The organism is Pseudomonas sp. 2995-1, assembly GCF_002742505.1.
GTDB classification, from domain to species: domain Bacteria; phylum Pseudomonadota; class Gammaproteobacteria; order Pseudomonadales; family Pseudomonadaceae; genus Aquipseudomonas; species Aquipseudomonas sivasensis.
Map to the genome: position 1 here is coordinate 31,692 of NZ_LJSA01000345.1, position 21,419 is coordinate 53,110.

General features: G+C 62.3%; 21 protein-coding genes and 1 pseudogene. 9 read left to right on the plus strand and 13 right to left on the minus strand.

From position 1 onward, the window contains the following. Positions 1-24 precede the first annotated feature (24 nt). Both AOA61_RS12825 and AOA61_RS12830 read right to left on the minus strand, forming a co-directional pair. Entirely contained in the window at positions 25-411 is a 387-nt protein-coding gene (locus tag AOA61_RS12825) for a DoxX family protein (RefSeq protein WP_099601888.1), read from the minus strand. Positions 412-485: 74 nt separating this feature from the next. Further along, positions 486-1,361, minus strand: coding sequence for a LysR family transcriptional regulator (locus tag AOA61_RS12830; protein WP_032888423.1), 876 nt, complete (start codon positions 1,359-1,361; stop codon positions 486-488). A gap of 112 nt (positions 1,362-1,473) precedes the next feature. Between AOA61_RS12830 and AOA61_RS12835 the strand changes: the two genes are divergently transcribed. Both AOA61_RS12835 and AOA61_RS12840 read left to right on the plus strand, forming a co-directional pair. Beyond that, positions 1,474-2,700, plus strand: a complete 1,227-nt coding sequence (locus AOA61_RS12835; protein ID WP_099601889.1) for a YbfB/YjiJ family MFS transporter — start codon at positions 1,474-1,476, stop codon at positions 2,698-2,700. Next, a complete protein-coding gene (locus tag AOA61_RS12840; RefSeq protein WP_099601890.1) occupies positions 2,697-3,695 on the plus strand; it encodes an NAD(P)H-quinone oxidoreductase in 999 nt (332 codons plus the stop codon). Before AOA61_RS12835 ends, AOA61_RS12840 begins: the two co-directional genes overlap by 4 nt. 123 nt (positions 3,696-3,818) lie before the next feature. On the opposite strand, the gene AOA61_RS12845 is transcribed toward AOA61_RS12840, so the two are convergent. The 3 genes and pseudogenes from AOA61_RS12845 to AOA61_RS12855 all read right to left on the minus strand — a co-directional run bounded on the left by AOA61_RS12845 (position 3,819) and on the right by AOA61_RS12855 (position 6,322). Then, entirely contained in the window at positions 3,819-4,943 is a 1,125-nt protein-coding gene (locus tag AOA61_RS12845) for an alkene reductase (RefSeq protein ID WP_095186011.1), read from the minus strand. Between the two features lie 77 nt (positions 4,944-5,020). Next, on the minus strand, positions 5,021-5,698 hold the full coding sequence (locus tag AOA61_RS12850) for a type 1 glutamine amidotransferase domain-containing protein (protein WP_032888414.1): 678 nt from the start codon (positions 5,696-5,698) through the stop codon (positions 5,021-5,023). Next, positions 5,695-6,322: pseudogene (locus tag AOA61_RS12855) on the minus strand (TetR/AcrR family transcriptional regulator). Before AOA61_RS12855 ends, AOA61_RS12850 begins: the two are co-directional and overlap by 4 nt. Positions 6,323-6,495: 173 nt before the next feature. On the opposite strand from AOA61_RS12855, the gene AOA61_RS12860 reads away from it, so the two are divergent. Further along, positions 6,496-7,440, plus strand: a complete 945-nt coding sequence (locus tag AOA61_RS12860; protein WP_032888410.1) for a GlxA family transcriptional regulator — start codon at positions 6,496-6,498, stop codon at positions 7,438-7,440. On the opposite strand, the gene AOA61_RS12865 is transcribed toward AOA61_RS12860, so the two are convergent. Beyond that, positions 7,418-7,924, minus strand: coding sequence for a GNAT family N-acetyltransferase (locus tag AOA61_RS12865; RefSeq protein ID WP_032888441.1), 507 nt, complete (start codon positions 7,922-7,924; stop codon positions 7,418-7,420). The two genes, AOA61_RS12860 and AOA61_RS12865, sit on opposite strands and share 23 nt — an antisense overlap. A 178-nt stretch (positions 7,925-8,102) precedes the next feature. Between AOA61_RS12865 and AOA61_RS12870 the strand changes: the two genes are divergently transcribed. Continuing rightward, on the plus strand, positions 8,103-8,978 hold the full coding sequence (locus AOA61_RS12870) for an undecaprenyl-diphosphate phosphatase (protein ID WP_032888408.1): 876 nt from the start codon (positions 8,103-8,105) through the stop codon (positions 8,976-8,978). 925 nt (positions 8,979-9,903) lie between these two features. On the opposite strand, the gene AOA61_RS12875 is transcribed toward AOA61_RS12870, so the two are convergent. The 4 genes from AOA61_RS12875 to AOA61_RS12890 are packed head-to-tail and all read right to left on the minus strand — an operon-like array spanning position 9,904 to position 13,374. Further along, a complete protein-coding gene (locus AOA61_RS12875) occupies positions 9,904-10,728 on the minus strand; it encodes a sugar phosphate isomerase/epimerase (protein ID WP_099601891.1) in 825 nt (274 codons plus the stop codon). 1 nt (position 10,729) lies between these two features. Then, positions 10,730-11,929 carry an NAD(P)/FAD-dependent oxidoreductase gene (locus AOA61_RS12880; RefSeq protein WP_099601892.1) on the minus strand — a complete coding sequence of 400 codons (1,200 nt, stop codon included), beginning with the start codon at positions 11,927-11,929 and terminating at the stop codon, positions 10,730-10,732. 2 nt (positions 11,930-11,931) lie between these two features. Continuing rightward, complete coding sequence (locus AOA61_RS12885) at positions 11,932-12,252, minus strand: MocE family 2Fe-2S type ferredoxin (RefSeq protein ID WP_032888397.1); 321 nt, start codon at positions 12,250-12,252, stop codon at positions 11,932-11,934. Positions 12,253-12,279: 27 nt separating this feature from the next. Continuing rightward, entirely contained in the window at positions 12,280-13,374 is a 1,095-nt protein-coding gene (locus AOA61_RS12890) for a fatty acid desaturase family protein (RefSeq protein WP_099601893.1), read from the minus strand. 161 nt (positions 13,375-13,535) lie between these two features. Here AOA61_RS12890 and AOA61_RS12895 point away from each other — a divergent pair, with 161 nt between their 5' ends. Next, positions 13,536-14,585 carry a LacI family DNA-binding transcriptional regulator gene (locus AOA61_RS12895; RefSeq protein WP_099601894.1) on the plus strand — a complete coding sequence of 350 codons (1,050 nt, stop codon included), beginning with the start codon at positions 13,536-13,538 and terminating at the stop codon, positions 14,583-14,585. 116 nt (positions 14,586-14,701) lie between these two features. Here the strand turns inward: AOA61_RS12895 and yghU are convergent, their stop codons facing one another. Both yghU and AOA61_RS12905 read right to left on the minus strand, forming a co-directional pair. Next, the gene (gene yghU / locus AOA61_RS12900; RefSeq protein WP_099601895.1) at positions 14,702-15,535 is read right to left on the minus strand and encodes a glutathione-dependent disulfide-bond oxidoreductase; all 834 of its coding nucleotides are present in this window, start codon (positions 15,533-15,535) and stop codon (positions 14,702-14,704) included. A gap of 44 nt (positions 15,536-15,579) precedes the next feature. Continuing rightward, positions 15,580-16,815: an MFS transporter gene (locus AOA61_RS12905; RefSeq protein ID WP_095186022.1), complete on the minus strand. Its 1,236-nt coding sequence runs from the start codon at positions 16,813-16,815 to the stop codon at positions 15,580-15,582. A gap of 100 nt (positions 16,816-16,915) precedes the next feature. Here AOA61_RS12905 and AOA61_RS12910 point away from each other — a divergent pair, with 100 nt between their 5' ends. The 3 genes from AOA61_RS12910 to AOA61_RS12920 are packed head-to-tail and all read left to right on the plus strand — an operon-like array spanning position 16,916 to position 19,022. After that, entirely contained in the window at positions 16,916-17,878 is a 963-nt protein-coding gene (locus AOA61_RS12910) for an AraC family transcriptional regulator (RefSeq protein ID WP_099601899.1), read from the plus strand. Next, positions 17,875-18,381 (plus strand): G/U mismatch-specific DNA glycosylase, encoded by a 507-nt coding sequence (gene mug / locus AOA61_RS12915; protein WP_099601896.1) that lies wholly within the window; start codon positions 17,875-17,877, stop codon positions 18,379-18,381. The genes AOA61_RS12910 and mug overlap by 4 nt, the downstream gene beginning before the upstream one ends. Before the next feature lie 44 nt (positions 18,382-18,425). Beyond that, positions 18,426-19,022 (plus strand): glutathione S-transferase, encoded by a 597-nt coding sequence (locus tag AOA61_RS12920; RefSeq protein WP_099601897.1) that lies wholly within the window; start codon positions 18,426-18,428, stop codon positions 19,020-19,022. 137 nt (positions 19,023-19,159) lie between these two features. Here AOA61_RS12920 and AOA61_RS12925 read toward each other — a convergent pair whose 3' ends face one another. After that, complete coding sequence (locus AOA61_RS12925) at positions 19,160-19,927, minus strand: SDR family NAD(P)-dependent oxidoreductase (protein WP_032888373.1); 768 nt, start codon at positions 19,925-19,927, stop codon at positions 19,160-19,162. Positions 19,928-20,064: 137 nt separating this feature from the next. Here AOA61_RS12925 and AOA61_RS12930 point away from each other — a divergent pair, with 137 nt between their 5' ends. Further along, on the plus strand, positions 20,065-21,213 hold the full coding sequence (locus tag AOA61_RS12930; protein WP_032888370.1) for an aldose epimerase family protein: 1,149 nt from the start codon (positions 20,065-20,067) through the stop codon (positions 21,211-21,213). Positions 21,214-21,419 lie beyond the last annotated feature (206 nt).

The window sequence follows — 21,419 nt, forward strand, 5'->3', positions numbered from 1 at the left end:
CCGGGCTTGCCCGGCTTTTTTTATTCAGGCAAAACGCTGACCGAGCACAAAACGCCCCGGCCCGGCGATCAGCACGCTGGTAAAGAGGATCAGCAACAACCATCCAAACTGCCCTTCAAACAATGTCCACTCTGGATGCACGACCACCATGGCGATCAACAGCACCGCCAGGATGGGCAGGCATGCCAGGCGCACCAGCACGCCGACAAGGATCAGCAACGGGCACAGCACTTCGGCAAAAATCGCCAGCAGCAGCGTGACGTGTGCGCCGAGGTGAAACGGGTCTTCGATCAGCTTCAGTTGTTCGCTGTAATTGAGCAATTTGGGCAAGCCGTGTACCCACAGCAGGAACAACGCCCCGCTCGCCCGCAGAAACAACAGCCCCAGATCCTGATGTCTTGATTCGTTCATAGGTGTTCCCTGTTGGTTGACACATCGATTGTGTCCACAGAGCGCCCCTCAAGATTGCAAGCCTGTGCTGACCTTTACTCCCCCGTTCCCGCAAACCCCGCGACGATTTCATCGATGACTACCCGCACCCGCGCGGTGTGGCGCAGGTCGGCGTGGGTCACCAGCCATACGTCATAAGGCACCGGCCGCGTGCGCTCGGGCCATAGGCGAACCAGGCCGTCACGCTCGCCGGTGTACACCGGGATCTCGCCGATACCGAGCCCGGCGGCAATGGAGCGGCGCACCAGCAGGCTGGAACTCAACGCCGCGACAATGCGCCCACGGCCCAAGGGTTCGGACACCAGGGTCAGGTCTTTGTGGGTTTGCAGATAGGGTTGGTAGACCACCAGATCGTGGCCTTCAAACAGGCTGCCGGGCTCGGGAATCCCGTGGCGATCGACGTAAGCCTGGGAAGCAAACAACCCCAGCGGCCATCGAGCGATGCGACGGGCTATCAGGTCGGGGCTGTCGGGACGGGTGTTGCGCACGGCAATGTCGGTTTCACGTTTGGCCAGGCTCAGGAACTGGGTCGATGCGTCCAACTGCACGCGCACATCCGGGTGCTGGGCGTGGAGGCGCGCAATCGCAGGGATCATAAAGTCGATGGCCAGGGAATCGGTGGTGCTGACCCGTACGGTGCCGGTCAGGCGGTCATCCAGGCCTTGGATCTGCCGCTCCAGGTCCAGGGCCGAACGCTCCATTTTTTCCACCGAGTGCAACGCGGCTTCGCCCACGGCGGTCAAGGCGTAGCCCTCGGAGGTGCGCAGGAACAGCGTCGCGCTCAAGGACTTTTCCAGGGCGTTGACCCGCCGCCCGACGGTGGCCTGGTCCACCCCCAGCACCCGTGCGGCACCGCGCAGTGTGGACTCGCGGCATACCGCCAGAAATACCCGTGCGTCATCCCAATTCATGCGTACTCCTTATGCTGCATATCTGCATCACTATGCCGTGTAATCGCTGCATTATTGCACCGACGTTCCTCGATATGCTGAGCACCAGAGAAAAATACTCAGGACCGCCACCATGCAAGACACTCAAGCACGCAGCGCCGTCTGGCTGCCCATCTTCGCCGGCCTGTGCGCCAGCCTGGTCAGCATCGGCCTGGCGCGGTTTGCCTACACGCCGTTGATTGCATCGCTGATCCAGGCCCACTGGTTCAGCGCCAATGACGTGGTGTACCTCGGCGCCGCCAACCTAGTGGGTTACCTGATCGGCGCGCTGATAGGCCGCCCCCTCGCCCAACGCAGCTCCAACAAAAGCGCCCTGCGTCTGATGATGGTGGCGGTGACCCTGGCGTTTTTTGCCTGTGGTTTTCCGTTGTCGGTGACGTGGTTCTTCGGCTGGCGCCTGCTGTCGGGCATTGCCGGTGGCGCGATCATGGTGCTGGTGGCCGCGACCGTGTTGCCTCATGTACCGGCCGCACGCCGAGGCCTGGCCAGTGGCGCGATCTTCCTGGGCATCGGTTTGGGAATTGCCGGGTCGGGCACACTGGTCCCACCGCTGCTGAGCCTGGGTTTGCAGCAGACCTGGTTCGGTCTCGGTCTGTTGGCGGTGGTGCTGACGGCCGCCAGTTGGTTCGCCTGGCCCAACGGCACGCAGCATGAAGCACCGCAACCGGCGGGCAGCACGTTGCCGACCCCTGCTGGCGTGTACCTGCTGTTTGCCCAATACGCCTTTATGGCGGCGGGCCTGGTGCCGGCGATGGTGTTCCTGGTGGATTACGTGGCCCGCGGCCTGGGTGCCGGGGCGCATATCGGCGCGATGATCTGGGTGATGTACGGCCTGGGCTCGATTGTGGGGCCCGTCACTTATGGGTTCCTGGCAGACAAGCTCGGCGCACGCTTGAGCATCCGCGTGGTGTTGCTGGTGCAGGCGATTGCCGTTGGTTTGTTGCCGTTCGCCGGCTCGTTTACGGCCCTGGCGGTACTGGCGGTCATCCTCGGTTCCTTCCCGCCGGGCATCGTGCCGCTGGCGCTGGCGCGGGTGCACGAACTGATCCCCAATCATCACCAACAGCAGGTCGCCTGGAGCCGTGCCACGGTGTCCTTTGCCACCTTTCAGGCGGTCGCGGGCTTTGCTTACTCAGCCCTGTTCAATGCGAGCGGCGGCCAGCATGCGCTGTTGTTCATGATCGCGGCCGGGGCGATAGTGGTCGCCCTTGCACTGGAACTGGTCATGCTTTTGCTGAACCGCCGGCCGCCCGACGCGGTCCCACCCCATACGCTCATCGCTGCAGGTAACTTCAAATGATGCTCCCTAACGACATGACCCTGATCGAAATCACCACGCCCGGTGGCCCAGAGGTGCTCCAACCGCGCCAGGCGCAAGTGCCCGTGGCCGGTCCCGGCGAGATCCTGATCCGCGTGCACGCCGCCGGGGTGAATCGCCCCGACGCCCTGCAACGTGCGGGCAAATACCCGATGAAGCCCGGCATGAGCCCGATTCCGGGTTTGGAAGTGGCCGGTGAAGTGGTGGCGCTGGGCGACGGCGTGACCGCGTTCAGCCTGGGCGACAAGGTGTGCGCCCTGACCAATGGCGGCGGTTATGCGCAGTTTTGCGCGGTGCCCGCCGGCCAGGCTTTGCCGATCCCCGAGGGCATGGACTGGATTCAAGCCGCCGCCGTACCGGAAACCTTCTTCACTGTGTGGGCCAACCTGTTCGGCCTCGGCGATGCGCACACCGGCCAACGCGTGCTGATCCACGGCGGCACCAGCGGCATCGGTACGACCGCGTTGATGCTGTGCCGCGAATTCGGCATCCAGGCTTTCGCCACCGCCGGCAGCGCCGACAAATGCGCGGCCATTGCGAAGCTGGGCGCCACGCCGATCAATTATCGCGAGCAGGACTTCGCCGACGTCATTGCCCAACAGACTGACGGCCAGGGTGTGGATGTGATCCTAGACATCATGGGAGCCTCGTATCTCAACAACAATCTCAAGGCCCTGGCCATGGACGGCCACTTGGTAATGCTGGGTTTCCTCGGCGGCGCCAAGGCCAACGACGTCGACCTGCTGACCATCCTCGGCAAACGCGCGGTGATTACCGGTTCGCTGTTGCGCGCGCGCAGCAAGGATGAAAAAGCCGCGATTGCCGAACAGTTGCGTGAATACATTTGGCCGGTACTGGAAGCCGGGCGCTGCTTGCCGATCATCGACAAGGTGTACGAATACACCGACGCGGCCCAGGCCCATGCGCGGATGGAAGGTGGGGATCATATTGGCAAGATTGTCTTGCGGGTCGTGTAACCAGCAGGCATTAGATAGCAAATGTGGGAGGGGGCTTGCCCCCGATTGCAGTGGGTCAGTCAATGCTGCTGTGACTGTCCCGCCGCCATCGGGGGCTAGCCCCCTCCCAAATTGGTTGCATGACTACCCGAGGTACGTGGGGTAGTCGATGTACCCTTCCTCACCCCCACCATACATCCCCTCTTCACGCAGTGGATTCAGCGGCCACCCGTTGAATATCCGCTGCGGCAGATCCGGGTTGGCGATAAACGGCCGACCAAACGCGATCAAATCCGCCAGCCCTGCTTCCACCAGTTTCGCGCCTCGTTCAGCGGTGTAGCGCCCGGCATAGATAATGCGGCCGCTGAAGGTGCTGCGCACGGCTTCACGGAAGCTGTCGGGCAGGATGGGCGCATTGTCCCAGTCGGCTTCGGCGATGGAGACATAAGCAATGCCTGACGCTTGCAGCACTTTGATCGCTTCGATGTAGGTGTGGTGCGGGTCTTCTTCCACCAGGCCGATGTACACACGGTCTTCGTCGGTGCCGCTGAACAACGGTGAAAAACGCACGCCAAGGCGTTCCGGGCCGACCACGGCGCTGACCGCTTCGACGATCTCACGCAGAAAGCGCAGACGGTTTTCCAGTGAGCCACCGTACTCATCGTCGCGGGTGTTGGAATGGGCCGAGATGAACTGGTTGACCAGGTAACCATTGGCCGAATGGATTTCCACCCCGTCGAACCCTGCGTCCAGGGCATTGCGCGCAGCCTGGGCGTAGTGCCCGACCAGTTGCTTGACCTCAGCAGTGCTCAACGCACGCGGCACGGGTGGTTGCACCAGTTCGCCGGTGCCAGGCCCGGTGGCGATAAAAGCTTTGGCTTGCAAGGCCGCCAGCGCAGATGGCGCCACGGGTGCTGCGCCGTCGGGCTGCAAGGCGTTATGGGACACGCGCCCCACATGCCACAGTTGCGCGAAGATCACCCCGCCGTCGGCATGCACCGCGTCGGTGACTTTGCGCCAGCCGTCGATCTGCGCCGGGCTGTAGATGCCCGGCGTCCAGGCATAGCCCTGGCCACGGGGTTCAATCTGCGTGCCTTCGCTGACCATGAATCCGGCGCTGGCACGCTGACGGTAATACTCAGCCATCAGATCTGTGGCGATATCGCCGGGCTGGGCGCTGCGTTGGCGGGTCAGCGGCGGCAGCACGACACGGTTAGTCAGGGTGTGATTGCCCAGTTTTACCGGGGTACTTAAAACGTTGTCAGTCATGGATTTTTCCAAATTTTGGGCGCACGAAAGCATTGGCGACTCTAAAGAGTCGCCAACGAATCGAGCGGTTGATTAAGTTAAGCGGTGAGTTTCAGCAGGGCCTTGGCGACATCGCTGGAACTGCCGGGGTTCTGCCCGGTGACCAGCAAGCCATCAACGATAACGAAGGATGCCCAGTCGGCGCCCTTCTCATACTTGCCACCCAATTTCTTGAATTCATCTTCAATCAGGAAAGGCACCACCTTTGTCAGGCCTACGGCGTCTTCCTCAGAGTTGGAGAAACCGGTCACGCGACGGCCTTTGATCAACGGCTCACCGTTGACCGCCTTGACGTGACGCAGCGCGCCCGGTGCGTGGCAGACAAAACCAATCGGCTTGCCGGCACGCTCAAAGGATTCGATCAGCGCGATGGACACCGGCGATTCCGCCAAGTCCCACAGCGGGCCGTGGCCGCCTGGGTAAAACACCGTGTCGAAGGCGTCCACGTTGACCGTGTCCAGCTTGACGGTGTTGGCCAGCGCCTGCTGCGCCGCCGAGTCGGCCGCGAAGCGATGGGTCTGCTCGGTTTGCGCATCCGGTTCGTCGCTGACCGGGTCCAACGGCGGCTGGCCACCGGCTGGGGATGCCAGTACCACGTCGGCGCCGGCGTCCTTGAACGCGTAATACGGAGCGGCAAACTCTTCGAGCCAGAAGCCGGTCTTGCGGCCGGTGTCGCCAAGCTGGTCGTGAGAGGTCAGTACCATTAATACTTTCATTTTCCAGTGCCTCGATCAGTGAATGTCAGTGTGTTCAGGGTGACCCAACAACTGTCGGGTCAGCAGCAACGCCTCATCAAACGGCGCGGATGTAAGGGTGATCTTGCTCATGACACTGCTTCCCAGCCACAGCGCATACAGCTGCTGGGCCAAGTCCTGTGGGCGGTGTTGAAGCCGCAATGAGCCGTCTTCAACGCCGCGCTGCAGCGCCACGGCGAGTAATGCAATGGTGCGAGAAGTGCCGCGTTGCAGGGCCAAACGCATCGGCTCTGAAAGGTCAGACACCTCCGCACCCAGTTTGACGGCAAGGCATTTGCCCGCTTCGGTGCAGCCGGTCTGATTGTCGATCCAGGCGTCCCAATAGCGCATCAACTTGGCGTGCTGGGATAAACCCGGTTGGTCGAACAGTTGCTGCATGCCGTGCACGTAGTGGTCGAAGTAGGTGTCGAGCAACACAACACCGAAGCCATCTTTAGAGGTGAAGTAGTGATAGAACGACCCCTTGGGCACCTCGGCCGCTTGAAGGATTTCGTTCAGGCCCACCGCAGAAAATCCCTTGCGGCCGACAAGCACTTGCGCCGCATCCAGAATGGTCTGTCGTGTATTTTTGGTTTCGCTGCTCATGCTTGACTCCAACCAATTAGACCAGTCGTCTAGTTCGTTGAGGCAATGTTAGGGGCCGAGTCGAACCCTCACAATGTCAGATACGCAAGGATTCCGGACATCGCCCGAGGCGGGTTGCCGTTTACCCGGCACGCGCCGACAATCCACCCTCCCGCGCCCCTTGGAGAATGACGATGCACAGCGTTGCGCTGATGGTTTACCCGAACTTTCAATCCCTGAGCCTCAGCCTGGGCTCGGTGTTCGAGTGCGCGAACCTGTTGCGGGGCGAGCCCGCCTATGAATTTCACCTGGTGTCAGAGCGTGGCGGTGCGGTGATGACCTCCCAGGGTTTTTCGGTGAACACCTCGCCGATTCGGCCCGAGGGCTATGACACCCTGATTGTGAGCGGCTACCTGGAATTCCGCCTGCCGGAGGCCAACCTGCTGGAGTTGGTCAAGGCCGCTTCGGCGCAATCACGCCGAGTGGCCTCGTTGTGCATGGGCATCTTTGTGCTGGCCGAAGCCGGATTGCTGGAGGGCAAGCGCACCACCACTCACTGGATTCACGCCCCGGCGTTTCGCAAGCGCTACCCGGATATCCATCTGGAGGAAGACAAACTGTTTGTGGTGGACGGCCAAGTGTGGACCGGCGCCGGCATGAGCGCCGGCGTGGACATGGCGTTGGCCATGGTGGAGAACGACCTGGGCAGCGACCTCGCCCGGCGCATTGCACGCAAACTGGTGATCGCCCAGCGCCGCGGCAGTGAGCAGTCGCAATTGTCGGCGTTGCTGGAACTGGACCCCAAGTCCGACCGCGTGCAACTGGCCCTGGCCTACGCCCGCGAGAACCTCACCCATGACCTGTCCGTGGAAGCGCTGGCGGATGTTGCCCGTTTGAGTCCACGCCAGTTCAGCCGGGTGTTCCGCGAAGAAACCGGACAAACCCCGGCCAAGGCCATCGAAGCCCTGCGCGTGGAAGCGGCGCGGGCGATGATGGAAACCAGTCGTCACCCGGTTGAAGTGGTGGCCCGCGAAACCGGCTTTGGTGATCGCGAGCGCATGCGTCAGGCGTTTCTACGGGCGTTCGGGCAACCGCCCCAAGCGATGCAGCAGGCGTTTAATGCAGCGCCGCACGCGTAATCAAATAGCTCACCAACTGCGGCTCATCGTCCAGCTCGATGGTCTGCACCGGGCGCGGCAGGTTATCGAGCACCGCGCGCCAGAACGCCTGGGACACTTCGTCCTGGTCATAAAACCGCACCAACCAATCCGACACGCCGCTGCACAGCACTTGGGTGGCGATGGCGCGGCCGATGCCTTTGCGGCGATAGCGCTTGAGGATAAACAGGTCGGCCAGTTCCAGGGCGTCGATGCCAGGCAACTCACTGCCTTCGATCAGTAGAAAGCCGGCGATATAGCCGTCGACCAGCAACAGGTTGGCGCTCCACTGCGGGTCTTGCCAGTAGCGCGTCAGGTGTTCGTCATGGATATAGAAACGGCCGTCCGCCTCGACATCTTCCTGCTCCCAGTCCGACGACTCATAGGCGTAGTACTGGTAAAGATTGCGGATCAACTCGGATGCTTCAGGGCCGGTCTGGATCAGTTCCACTGTAGTTTCAGGCATTAGGCTCTCGATCAAAAAACGCAGGGCGCCATTGTTCACAAAACCTCGGCGCAGTCCAATAGCGCCGCGAACCTTTCTACTTGCTGAACCGATTGCAAATAGCCGTTGGCCCTGCCGAAGCGCTGAAACATTTCGAATAGACTTCGCCGAAATCTCCCTTTTCTGAAGGACACGTATTTTGACGAACGTCTGTTCCGCCGGCCTGGATGTGGGCTTTGCGTCCCTGGATTACCTGCAGATTTTTATCCTCGGTGTGATCCAGGGTTTTACCGAACTGCTGCCGGTCTCCTCCACCGCCCATATGCGCGTAGTGCCCGCCCTGCTCGGCTGGCAGGATCCCGGTTCGGCCTTTTCGGCGGCCATGCAATTGGCCGCACTGGCGGCGGTGGTCAGTTATTTCTGGCGCGATGTGCGCCAGGTGACCACGGGCAGCATCGGGGCGGTGCGCCGGGGCGACTACAACGACCGTTGGTTCAAGCTTGCGGTGGCGATCGTGCTGGCGACGATCCCTATTGGCATCGCCGGCCTGGCGTTGTCGTCGACGTTGAACGCCTGTAACTCGCCATTGCGCGGTTTGATGGTGATCGGCATTTCCTGCCTGGTGATGGCGGTGTTACTGGCGGCGGCCGAGCTGCGTGCCCGGCATACCCGCGACATGAGCGAGATGCGCCTGCGCGATGCGCTGATCGTCGGTGTGGCACAGATTGGCGCGTTGATTCCTGGGGTGTCGCGTTCCGGCTCGACCCTCACTGCGGCGCTGTTCCTCAACTTCAAACGTGAAGAAGCCGCGCGGTTTTCCTTCCTGCTGGGCCTGCCGGCCATTGCCCTGGCCGGTTTGAAAGAACTGTGGGTGCTGCTGCGCGCCGACCTGCCGGCCCACGCATGGCCACACCTGTTGTTTGGCCTGGTGGTGGCGAGCGTCTCGGCGTTTTTTGCAATCTGGGGCCTGATGAAGTTTTTGGAGCGGTTCTCCACCTGGCCGTTCGTAATCTACCGGGCGCTGCTGGGGGTGTTCCTGATTGTGGCGGTGAGTACCGGGTTATTGGCCGGGTAAGGCGGTGTGCGCTTAAGGAATGAGCGGGCTTCGGTGGGGAGATTGCTTCTGTGGTGGGGTTGCTTCTGAGATGGGTTGCTTCTGTGGTGAGCTTGCTTCTGTGGTGAGCTTGCTTCTGAGATGAGTTGCTGTTGCTTCTGTGGTGAGCGGGCTTGCCCCGCGCTGGGCTGCGAAGCGGCCCCATTGAGACCACCGCATTTCTTCAGATAAATCCCGGGGGCAGGGTTTGGGGCCGCTTCGCAGCCCAGCGCGGGGCAAGCCCGCTCACTACAAAGAACATGCCCACGCTCGTACTGCAGCCTTCAGACCCGGCTTTGGCAATCGCTCCAAACCTGGCGAATCATCCTCTGCAGCTTCAACGCCTCGGCCCAGTGTGAGCTTGCTTCTGAGATGGGTTTGCTTCTGAGATGAGTTGCCTCTGTGGGGAGTTTACCTCTGTGGTGAGCTTGCTTCTGTGGTGAGCGGGCTTGCCCCGCGCTGGGCTGCGAAGCGGCCCCATTGAGAACACCGCGTTTCTTCAGGTAAATCCCGGGGGCAGGTTTTGGGGCCGCTTCGCAGCCCAGCGCGGGGCAAGCCCGCTCACCACAAAGAATGTGCCCGCTCTCGTAATGCCGCCTTCAGCCCCGGCTTTGGCAATCGCTCCAAACCTGGCGAATCAACCCCTGCAGCCTCAATGCCTCGGCCCAGTGTGAGCTTGCTTCTGAGATGGGTTTGCTTCTGAGATGAGTTGCCTCTGTGGGGAGTTTTGGTGAGCTTGCTTCTGTGGTGAGCGGGCTTGCCCCGCGCTGGGCTGCGAAGCGGCCCCATTGAGAACACCGCGTTTCTTCAGGTAAATCCGGGGGGCAGGTTTTGGGGCCGCTTCGCAGCCCAGCGCGGGGCAAGCCCGCTCACTACGAAGAACATGCCCACGCTCGTACTGCAGCCTTCAGCCCCGGCTTTGGCAATCGCTCCAAACCTGGCGAATCATCCTCTGCAGCTTCAACGCCTCGGCCCAACGATCACTGATTTCACGCCCGTCCGCACCGGTAATCGCATACGGCGGCGGGCCCAGTTCGCAGGTGAACGACAGACTCTGCCCTGTGTCCGGGCGAGCCAACCAGTCTTCAATACCGTAGCGCCACCAGCCGGTAAACCGTTCGACCCAGGCGTGATGCTGGGGGAACTCCATTGAGACCTGAACCTGCTCGCTGCTCGCCACGCGCCCATGAAAGCCCCAACTGTGACGCAGGATCGTGCGGATCTGTTCATCGTCCTCCACCGCGCCCGGTTCGGGCAATTCGCGTCCGACCACGTAGTGGGACAGGTCGGCCAGCAACTTCAAGTCGGGCATTTGCGCCAGCAGGTCGAGGGTGAACAGCAGGTCGTTGGTCAGGCGATAACGGTGGGTTTCCAGCAGTACCGGGAAATCCACCTGCTCGGCCAGGCGCTGCCAACCTTCGACCAGCCGCGCCGCGTCGGCCTGGGTGCGCGGGCGTACGTCGGCTTGCAGGGTGAGGTGGTGGCAGCCGTAGCGGCTGATCACATCCAGTGCAGCGGCCAGGTCGTCCACCGACTGAGGGAAAAGCTGGCCTTCGATCTGTAAGCCCCGCGCCGTGGCCGCGGCGTGCAGGCGTGTCACCGCGGCGGGCTTCCAGTAGTGATCGGTGATGCCGTCGAAGCCGGCAGCGGCGATTCGATCCAACTGCGCTTCAAGCGGGCCGGGCTCGGTTTGCATGGCCCACAGGGATTGGAACACTAGGAATCGGCGCATATCAGCTCCGCAGCAATTGTTTAAGGGACAGTTCAGGGTCCGCCAGGCTGGACGGGTTGAGCACAGTGTGCGCGGTGATCAGGCGCTCACACAGCTTGATGTCCTTGGCGACGCTGTTGCCGGGCGCCCAGCCGCACGCACCTTGCAACCGCACGTCAGCATCGAGGTAGAACAGCAACAGGCCGCCGGCTGGCAAGACGCGACTGATCATATGCGGGGTGATCACGCCCACGGTCTGCAAGCCCCAGTCGTACTGGTCGGACCAGAAGCCGGGGATCGCCTCAAAGGGGACCTCGCGCCCCAGCATATTGAGTGCGGCATGCCGCCCCTGAGCCTCGGCGTTGCGCCAGGTTTCCTGGCGTTGGTACTCGCCGCCGAGGCGAAACTCGCAAACGTCACCTGCCGCGTAGATGCCCGGCGCACTGGTGCGTAAATGCGCGTCAACGCGAATGCCCTGCCCCACCTCCAGCCCCGCCGCCACGGCCAGCTCGATGTTCGGTTGCATGCCGATGCCGACCACCACCAGGTCACACGGCAGCACCTGCCCGTCGACCAGTTGCACGGCATCGCCATGGATGGATTCCAGCGACACGTTCAAGCGCACGTCCACGCCTTGCTGGCGGTGCAGATCCAGCAGCGCCTGGCTGATCACCGGCGGCAACACGCGGCCGGCCAGGCGCGGCCCAGCTTCGAGCACCGTGACTTCGCAGTCCATGCCTCGGGCAGTCGCGGCCACTTCCAGGCCGATAAAGCCGCCGCCGACAATCACCAGTTTCACACCGGGCTGCAACGCGGATTTCAGTGCCAGCGCTTCATCGTGGGTGCGCAGGTACAGCACGTTGGCCTGTTCCTGGGGCAGACGCCGCGCCCTGCCCCCGGTAGCCAGCAACAGGCCGGCGTAGGACAGCCACTGGCCGTCGGCCAATTGCAGACGCTGTTGAAGCGGGTCCAATTGGCTGACCGGGTTACCCGCGATATGTTCGATGCCCAACTCGGCCAGCCGGGCGCTGTCGCACAGGCTGCATCCCGCCAGGTCCATGCTGCCCTGCAACAACCCCTTGGACAGGGGCGGCCGTTCGTAGGGCAAGTGCGGCTCGTCGCCGATCAGGATCAGGCGTGCGGTATAACCCTCTTCGCGCAGGGTCAGCGCCGCACGGCCACCAGCATGGCCGGCGCCGACGATAATCAAGGGTGCGTTCATGATCACGCCGTGACAGCGAGCAGTACCCGCCCCGCTTCGACCCGCACCGGGTAGGTCTTGAGATTGACGCACACCGGCGCGCCCATGGCCTTGCCGGTGCGGTAATCGAAGCGTCCGTTGTGCTTGGGGCATTCGATGATGTGGTCCATCACCAGGCCATCGGCGAGGTGGATTTTCTCGTGGGTGCACAGGCCTGCTGTGGCGAAAAACTCATTGTCCGCCGAGCGGTAAACCGCGTAGGTGTGCGGCCCGTGATCGAAGCGCAGCACATCTTCTTCGTCTATTTCGCCCACGGCGCAGACGTCGATCCATTGATCGTTCATGGCGTTTTCTCTTGTTATAGATGAGGTTCAGCTGGCGGCGGCTTCGGCATGCATTGGGGCGCGGGCAGTCGGTTCCGCACTCGGGCCAATCGGCCTCTGGATGAAATACGTCGGGTCGCTGCGCTGCTTCAGGATCGTCGGAATGATCTCCCTGTACGCCTCGAAAATAGTGGCGTATGGCGGTGGGCAGTCATTGCGGATTTCCTCGTGCAACTGCGCAAGGGCGTGGTACGGCACCATCGGGTACATGTGATGTTCGAGGTGGTAGTTCATGTCCATGTAGAGAAAGCGCAGCACGCGGTTCATGTAGATGGTGCGGCAGTTGCTGCGGTGGTCGAGCACGTCTTCGGCCAGGCCCACATGCTGGGTGAGGCCAAACAGGTAGCCGAGCCAGGCGCCGTAGATACTCGGCAGCCCAACCAGCATCAGCGGCAACCAGCTGTGCAGGTAAAACGCGGTGCCGATGACCACCGCATAAATGCCGACCCAGATCCGCGCGGCGCGGAACACCTTGGGCCATTCGGACTCGGGGATAAAGTCCGCTTCCTGGGCACTCATCTGGCCGGCCGCATGGCGCGCCACCCCGCTGAAGGTCTTCCAGGCCAGCGGCAAATTGAACAGGCTCAGAAACATCATCAAGAAGCTCGGCGGACGCGGTTCGACAATCTCCGGATCGCGGCCAACCACAACGGTGTCGGTGTGGTGCCGGGCATGACTCCAGCGCCATACGTGGGGTTCGAAGATGCACATGAAACTCGCGACCTGGTACAGCACGTCGTTCATCCAGCGGGTCTTGAACGCGGTGCCGTGGCCGGTTTCATGCCAGCGCGGGTTGGACGCGGTGCCGTAGAGCACCCCATAGGCGAGGAAAAACGGCACGCAGGCCCAAGTGCCCCAGAACCAGTAGCCGCCGAAGCCGGTGGCGAACAGCGCGCTCACCCAGAGGGCGGTGTCGCGCAAGGCCGGGCCGTCGCGGCGCTGCATCAGTTCTTTCATGCGTTTACGGGAAATCGGCGATTGGTACCAACTGGCCGAGACCAGGCCTTTTTCAGCGGCGCGGGCGGCTTCGGGGCCGGTGAGGCTGTAGTCGCGCCGAGCGCTATGAACGGTGTGTTCGGGCATTGTTATTGTTCTCCGCAAGCGGTGGTTTCAGGTGCTTTGCGAAACCAACGATAGAGCGCAGCTAAATCACCCTCAAGGCCTTGAATCCATTCCCTATCAAGCTATCATCCAGGCCCAGCGGGGCTTGATAGTTTTCTATCAAGACGCTCAAGGGGGCTGTCATGAACAACAATAAACGCCCAACCATCGCCACCGTCGCCGCCCAGGCGGGCCTGAGTGTGGCCACGGTCGACCGGGTATTGAACGCACGCGCGCCGGTTAATCCGCAGACCGCCGAACAGGTGTTCCAGGCCGCCGAAGCCGTGGGCTACTTTGCTGCGCGGCTGATCGGCCAACGCATCCGCGAACGCCGGCCCACCTATCGCTTCGGCATCCTGTTGCTGGGCACCGCCCAGGCGTTCTATGCCAACTTGGCGCAGGCGATTGCCGCTGCCGCCGAGCATCACGGCACAGCCAACCTGACCTGCCAATTCGACTACATCAACGACCGCACACCCAGCGCCATCGTCATGCAGATCGAACAACTCGCCGTGCAGTGTGATGCCCTGGCGGTGGTCAGCTTTGCCCACCCGTTGATCAATGCTTGCCTGGCGCAGATCCGCGAAGCTGGCGTGCCGGTGGTCGCCCTGCTCTCGGATATCCACGAGCTCGCCTTGGAACCTTATGTCGGCCAGGACAACCACGTGGTCGGACGCACCATGGGCTGGTTGCTCGCTCGCACCTGTGGCGCACGCAAAGGCAGCGTCGGGATTTTATTGGGCGGCCACCGGTTTCTGGGGCATCAGGCACGGGTCGAGGGCCTGCACAGCTACCTGGCCGAACACGCACCTGGGCTCAAGCCACTTGAACCACTGATCAACCTGGACAACTGCGACATCACCGAAGAAGCCACCCTCGATCTGCTCACCCGCCACAGCGACCTGCGCGGCCTGTGCGTGGTGGGCGGCGGCGGCGACGGTATCATCAGCGCCCTGGCGCAGTTGCCCAAGCGCCCGGCGTTGTGCTGCATTTTGCAGGAGTCCACGGAGCTTTCTCGCCAGGCGCTGCGCCAGGGGTTGGTTGATGTGGTGATGGACTCGCAGCCACGGCAGACGGCGGTGGCACTGGTGGAGTTGTTGGTGCAATTGCAGAGTGCCGAGGGGTTTGATCCGGTGCGGCATCGGGTGCATATAGCGCCGCAGATTGTGACTTCCGAGAACATGGGGGCCTGATACATGAAGATCAGCAGGTGGGAGGGACTTGCTTGCAATAGCAGTGGATCAGTCGACATCTATTGATCTGCACCACCGCTATCGGGGGCAAGCCCCCTCCCACACTTGGATCTCAATCAGTCCAGGTCGCTCGCGTCATGCCGCTCGGCCAACTGTTCCTGGGGTTCGCCAGACACCCGATTCACCCGCCGGCCACGCTGCACCGCCGGCCGTGCATCAATCGCATCGGCCCAGCGCTGCACATGCTTGTACTCATGCACCGACAAAAATTCCGCAGCTCCATACAAGCGGCCTTTGACCAACCCGCCGTACCATGGCCAGATCGCAATGTCGGCAATGGTGTATTCATCACCGGCAATGTACTCACTCACCGCCAGGCGCTTATCCAGCACGTCCAGCTGACGCTTGGCCTCCATGGCGAAGCGGTTGATCGGGTATTCCATCTTGCTCGGCGCGTACGCGTAGAAATGCCCGAAGCCACCGCCCAGGTAGGGCGCGCTGCCCATCTGCCAGAACAACCATGACAAACACTCCGCACGGGCCGCAGGCTCGGTGGGGAAGAACGCGCCGAACTTCTCGGCCAGGTAGTGCAGGATCGCGCCGGACTCGAACACACGAATTGGCGTGGGGCCGCTGTGGTCCATCAAGGCGGGGATCTTGGAGTTCGGGTTCACGCCGACAAAGCCGCTGCCAAACTGATCGCCGTCGCCGATCTTGATCAGCCAGGCGTCGTATTCCGCACCGATGTGCCCCAGGGCCAGCAACTCTTCGAGCAGGATAGTGACCTTCTGCCCGTTGGGCGTGGCCAGGGAGTACAGCTGCAACGGGTGCTTGCCGATGGGCAGTTCTTTGTCGTGGGTCGCACCGGCGATGGGCCGGTTGATGCTGGCGAAGGTGCCGCCGCTTTCGGTTTCCCAGGTCCAGACTTTCGGGGGTACATATTCGGTCATGCTTACGGCTCCAGAAGCGTTTGCGATCAGCGAAGCGCTTGAGACTAAACCAAAGACGGGTGGTGCGTCACACTCCCCGCCGCAGCGTGCCGGGGCACCTGCACTCGCAGCGCGATCAACAAGGCCGCCAGCAGCATCAAGCAACCCGCGCCCAGAAACACCCCGTCGATGCCGGTGGCACTGAACATCGCCCCCCCCCCCGCCGCACCCGCCGCGATGGCCGATTGCACCGAAGCGACCACCATGCCACCGGCACTTTCGGCCTGATCCGGCACCGCACGCGCCACCCAGTTCGACCACGCCACCGGCACCCCGCCAAAGGCCATGCCCCACAGCGCCAGGAGCAATGCCTGACCCGGCAGTGACGCGGGCAGCAACACCAGGGCCAACGCAGCGACGCCCACCAGGACCGGCATCAACACCAGGGTTCCCCGCGGGTTGCGCACCAGCAACCACCCGGCCAGCAGCGTACCGACAAAATTCGCCGCGCCAAACCCCAGCAGCATCAACGCCAGCCCTTGGGTGCCGACCCCGGTGGCGCTTTCCAGAAACGGGCGAATGTAGGTAAACAGCGCGAAGTGCCCGGTGTGCACCAGCACGCAGCCGAACATGCCGATGGCAATGCCGGGGCGCAGTAGCACATCAAGCACGGTGCGCAGGCGCGCGGTGCCGCTGGGTGCCAGGCGCGGTAGCGTGAACAACTGGAAGGCCAGGGTCACCACGCCGACGGCGGCCGCAGCCACAAATGCACTGCGCCAGCCATACAGGTCCCCCAGGTAGCTGCCCAATGGCACCGCGACCACGGTACCCACCGCAATGCCGCTAAAGATGATCGACAAGGCACGTGGCAGCAACGCCGCCGGTACCAGACGCATCGCAACGGCCGCCGCCATGCTCCAGAAACCGCCGAGGGCAATGCCCAGCAGGATGCGCATCAACAACAGCACCAGGAGGCTGGACGAGAACGCCACCAGCAGGTTGGACGCAATCATCAGCGTGGAGAACCCCAACAGCACCAGGCGCCGGTCAATGCCGCGCGTCAAGCCAGGCACCAGCAAACCGGCGAACAACGCCACCACCGCCGTGACCGTGACCGCTTGCCCGGCCAACGCTTCCGACACGCCCAAGTCCAAGGCCATCGGCGTCAGCAGGCTGGCCGGCAGGTACTCCGCCGTGAGCAGGCCGAACACGCCCATCGCCAGGGAAAACACCGCCATCCAGGCCGGCGTGGTCGGTTCTGCCCTGCCATCGACAGGGGCATGGGACACACAATCATTCATCACAAGACATCCTCAGGCATTTACGTGATGGCCAGTCTAGGTTCGCCCATCAGGATGATCTATGATTCAAACCCTTGAGTTCTTGACCGAAACCCCGAATATGCCAGTCGACAACGCATTCACCCTGTCCTCCGAGCTGATCAATGAGCTGCTGCGCAGCATGCGCCTGCGCGGCGTGCAGTACCGGCGCATCCAGGCCGGGCCGGTGTTCGGCATCAGCTTTGCGGCCAAGCCAGGCCATGCGTATTTCCATTTTCTGGCCGCCGGCTGCGCGACCCTGCGCCTGCACGACGGCAGCCTCTTTGAGTTGTCGGCCGGCAATGCGGTGTTTATCGCCCACGGTGGCGCCCATGCGCTGCTGTCCAAACCGGATGACCCCGTGCAGGACATCGCCAGCTTCGACGCTGCACCGCTGGGCGATACCGTGTGCGCGGTGAATGCCTCGCCCTTTGCTCCCTCCAGCACCCTGCTGTTCAGCGCCTGCATGGAGTTCGAGCTCGACAGCATCCAGGGCCTCGGCAACCTGATGCCGGCCTTGATGCTGATCGACGCCGGCGGCCAGCGTTACCCCGGCTTGATGCCGATCCTGGCGGTGATGGAACGCGAAGTCTCCAGCGCCCGCGTCGGTTATGCCGGCATCCTTGCGCGCCTGGCCGATGTGGTGGCGGCGATGATCGTGCGGGGCTGGGTCGAGTGCGCCTGCGCCAATGCGTCGGGCCTCGCGGCCGCGTTGCGCGACACCCGCCTGGCCGGCGCCCTGCTCGCCCTGCACCAGCAACCGGGGCGCGACTGGAGCGTGGCCGAACTGGCGGCGCACTGTCATACCTCACGCTCGGTGTTCGCGGATCGTTTCCAGGCGACCCTGGGGGTACCACCGCTGCGTTACGTGACCGAGCTGCGCATGCGCCTCGCCAGCCAGTGGCTGACCCTGGAGCGGCTGCCCATCGAAGAAGTGGCGTACCGCCTCGGCTATACCTCCCAGGCGGCCTTCAGTCGCGCCTACAAACGCATTACCGGGCAACCGCCGGGCGCCAGCCGCCAAGGCTTCAGGAGCCCGGCATGAACGCCGGGCTGGAAGACATCCTCGCCGACCACCTGAACGTCGTGTTCTGCGGCATCAACCCAGGCAAGGGTTCCGCCGCCCTCGGCCTGCACTTCGCCAACCGCAGCAACCGCTTCTGGCGCGCCTTGCATCTGGCCGGGTTCACCCCCCACGAAATCCGCCCGGAACACGGCCGCACGCTGTTGCACTACCACTGCGGCCTGACCACGTTGGTGGAACGCCCCACGGCCAGCGCGGACGAATTGGCACGGCATGAGTTCACCCAGGCCGCGATGGGCTTCGAACAGAAGATCCGCCACTGCGCGCCGCGCTTCGTAGCGTTCCTGGGCAAGCCCGGCTACAGCGCATTGAGCGGCCAGCGCGAGATCGCCTGGGGCTTGCAGCCAACGGTGTTGGGCGGTGCGTCAGTGTGGGTGCTGCCCAACCCCAGCGGACGCAACCTGGCGTTCAGCCTGGAGCAGTTGGTGCAGGCGTATCAACAATTGCGCCGGGCGACCGAGTAACCTTAATCTCTTGAGCCCATCACCCCGAGAGCATTGGAGGCTTCATGAAACTGGTCGGCATGCTGGACTCGCCTTACGTACGCCGCGTGGCAATTTCCCTGGATCTGTACGGAGTGAGTTTTGTGCATGAACCCTTGTCCGTGTTCAGCACCTTCAACGAATTTGCGCAGATCAATCCGGTGGTCAAGGCCCCTACCCTGGTGCTGGACGATGGCACGGTATTGATGGATTCCAGCCTGATCCTGGATTACCTCGAAGCCTTGGCCCCGTCGGACAAAAAGCTGCTGCCCCTGCAACCTGCGGCACTTGCCAAAGACTTGCACGTTCTGGGACTGGCGCTGGCGGCCTGTGAGAAGAGTGTGCAGATCGTCTATGAGCACAACCTGCGCCCGGCCGAGAAGCTGCATGCGCCGTGGCTTGAGCGCGTGACCGGCCAACTGCTCGAGGCTTTTGCGTTGCTGGACAAGCAGCTGGGCGACAGCGAAGCACTGACCCAGGCGTCGATTACGGCGGCGGTGGCGTGGTCGTTCAGCCAGTTCACCGTGGCGTCGGTGGTCAAGGCGGATGCGTTCCCCAACCTGGCCCGGCATACCGAACGACTGGAGCAGCATGCGGCGTTCAAGCGTTACCCCATCGCCTAAGCACCGCAGTTCAAATGTGGGAGGGGGCTTGCCCCCGATAAGGGTGGGTCAGTCATAGAAGTACTGCCTGAACCACCGCTATCGGGGGCAAGCCCCCTCCCACATTGGTCTGTGTTGTCTGAGAGAGGGTGTTCGGCTCAGACCCAACCGCCATCCACAATAAAGTTCTGCGCCGAACACATCGCCGAGGCATCCGAGGCGAGAAACAACGCCATATTGGCGATGTGTTCCGGCAGGACGCTGCCGGGCAGGCACTGGCTGCGGGCGATCAGTTCCTTGGCCGCATCGTCCACCCACATCGCCAGTTGCTTCTCGGTCATGACCCACCCCGGCACCAACGTGTTGACGCGGATATGGTGAGGCCCCAACTCCCGCGCCAACCCCCGGGTCATGCCGTGGGCAGCGGCCTTGCTGGCGGCGTACACCGGGTAGCCGGCGGAAGCCATCATCCAGCCGACCGAGCCGAGGTTGATGATCGCGCCGCCGCCGGCAGCTTTCATCATCGGCACCACGGCCTTGGCCGCAAAGAAGGCGTGCTTGAGGTTGACCGAGATCAGCTTGTCGAAGGTGTCCGAGTCGACCTCTTCCAGGGTGTGACGCACGTCGTTGGCGGCGTTGTTCACCAACACGGTGATCGGCCCCAACGAATGCTCGAAACGCTCGATGGCGGCCTTGTAGGCGATTTCATCGGTGATGTCGCAGCACACGAATTCCACCGTATGCCCCTTCGAGCTCAACAACGCGGCCAGCCGATCGCCCTGGCTTTGCGCGCGGTCCACAAAGCCGACCTTGGCGCCTTGCGCGGCAAAGGCCCGCACCATGAACTCACCGATGCCCGAAGCACCACCAGACACCAGCACGGTTTTGCCTTCAAGGTCCGGATAAACAGCCTGCGCAGTACTCATATAACGGTTGCCTCGATCAATTAGTCTTATTTTATTTTACGAAATTGGCGTTAAAGGCTATAAATTCGCTGTCACACCAACAAAATATCGCTATTAGTAGAACTATTCCACTCAAAACAACAAAAGGAAGTTCGACCATGAAGCACCCTCGATACCTGCTGTCTGGCCTGGCGCTGTCCATGATGATCGCCAGCGGCGGCGCCCAGGCGGCCGGCCTGAGCAGCGAGCAAAAACCTTTCGGTAAAACCAACGACGGCACCGCCGTCGAACAATACATTTTGCGCAACAGCCACGGCATGCAAGCCACGGTGATCACCTACGGCGGCGTCTTGCAGTCGCTGAAAGTGCCGGACAAACACGGCAAGGTCGACGATGTAGTGCTGGGCTTTGACGACGTGCAAGGCTACCAGAGCGGTACGGCATTCTTTGGCGCGACCATCGGCCGCTTTGGCAACCGCCTCGCCGGTGGCGCCTTTGAACTCGACGGCAAGCGCTTCCAGGTGCCGCTCAACGATGGCCCCAACTCGCTGCATGGCGGCGCCCAGGGCTTCGACAAGCAGGTGTGGAAGGCCGAGACGGTCAAGGACAAGGACTCAGTCGGCGTGAAGCTGAGCTACCTGTCCAAGGACGGCGAGATGGGTTTCCCCGGTAATCTGAAAACCGAGGTCACATACCGCCTCAACGACAAGAACGAACTGCACATCGACTACACCGCCACCACCGATAAACCTACGGTGCTCAACCTCACCAATCACAGCTACTTCAACCTCGCCGGTGCAGGCAATGGCGACATTCTCAAGCAAGTCGCGACCTTGCACGCCAGTCATTACACGCCAGTGAATGCCACCCTGATTCCTACCGGCGAACTGGCGCCCGTCAAGGGTACGCCGATGGACTTCCTGAAACCGACGCCGATCGGCCAGCACATCAAGGAGGATCATCCGCAGCTCAAATTTGCCGAGCCAAAGCAAGGTGGGTTTGACTTCAACTGGGCGCTGGACACCAAGGGGGACGTGAAGCAACTCGCCGCCGAGGTGCATGACCCAGAGTCAGGCCGGCGTTTGCAGCTCTACACCAGCGAACCGGGCGTGCAGTTCTATACCAGCAACTTCCTTGATGGTTCGGTGAAGGGTAAAGGCGGCAAGACTTACCTGCACTGGAGTGGGTTTACCTTGGAGACCCAGCACTTTCCGGATGCGCCTAACCAGCCGAAGTTTGCCTCGACTCGGTTGAATCCAGGACAAACTTACAGCCAGAACACCGTGTTCAAATTCTCCGCCGATTAAAACTGTGGGAGGGGGCTTGCTCCCGATGGCGGTGTGTCAGCTACATATTCATTACCTGACCCACTGCTATCGGGAGCAAGCCCCTCCCACATTTGGGCTTTATAGAGTTTGGATCAGCGTTGTTTCATGCGGTCGATGACCACCGCCAGTAGCAGGATCAAACCGCAGATCACGTATTGATGAACCCAGGACAAACTTACAACCAG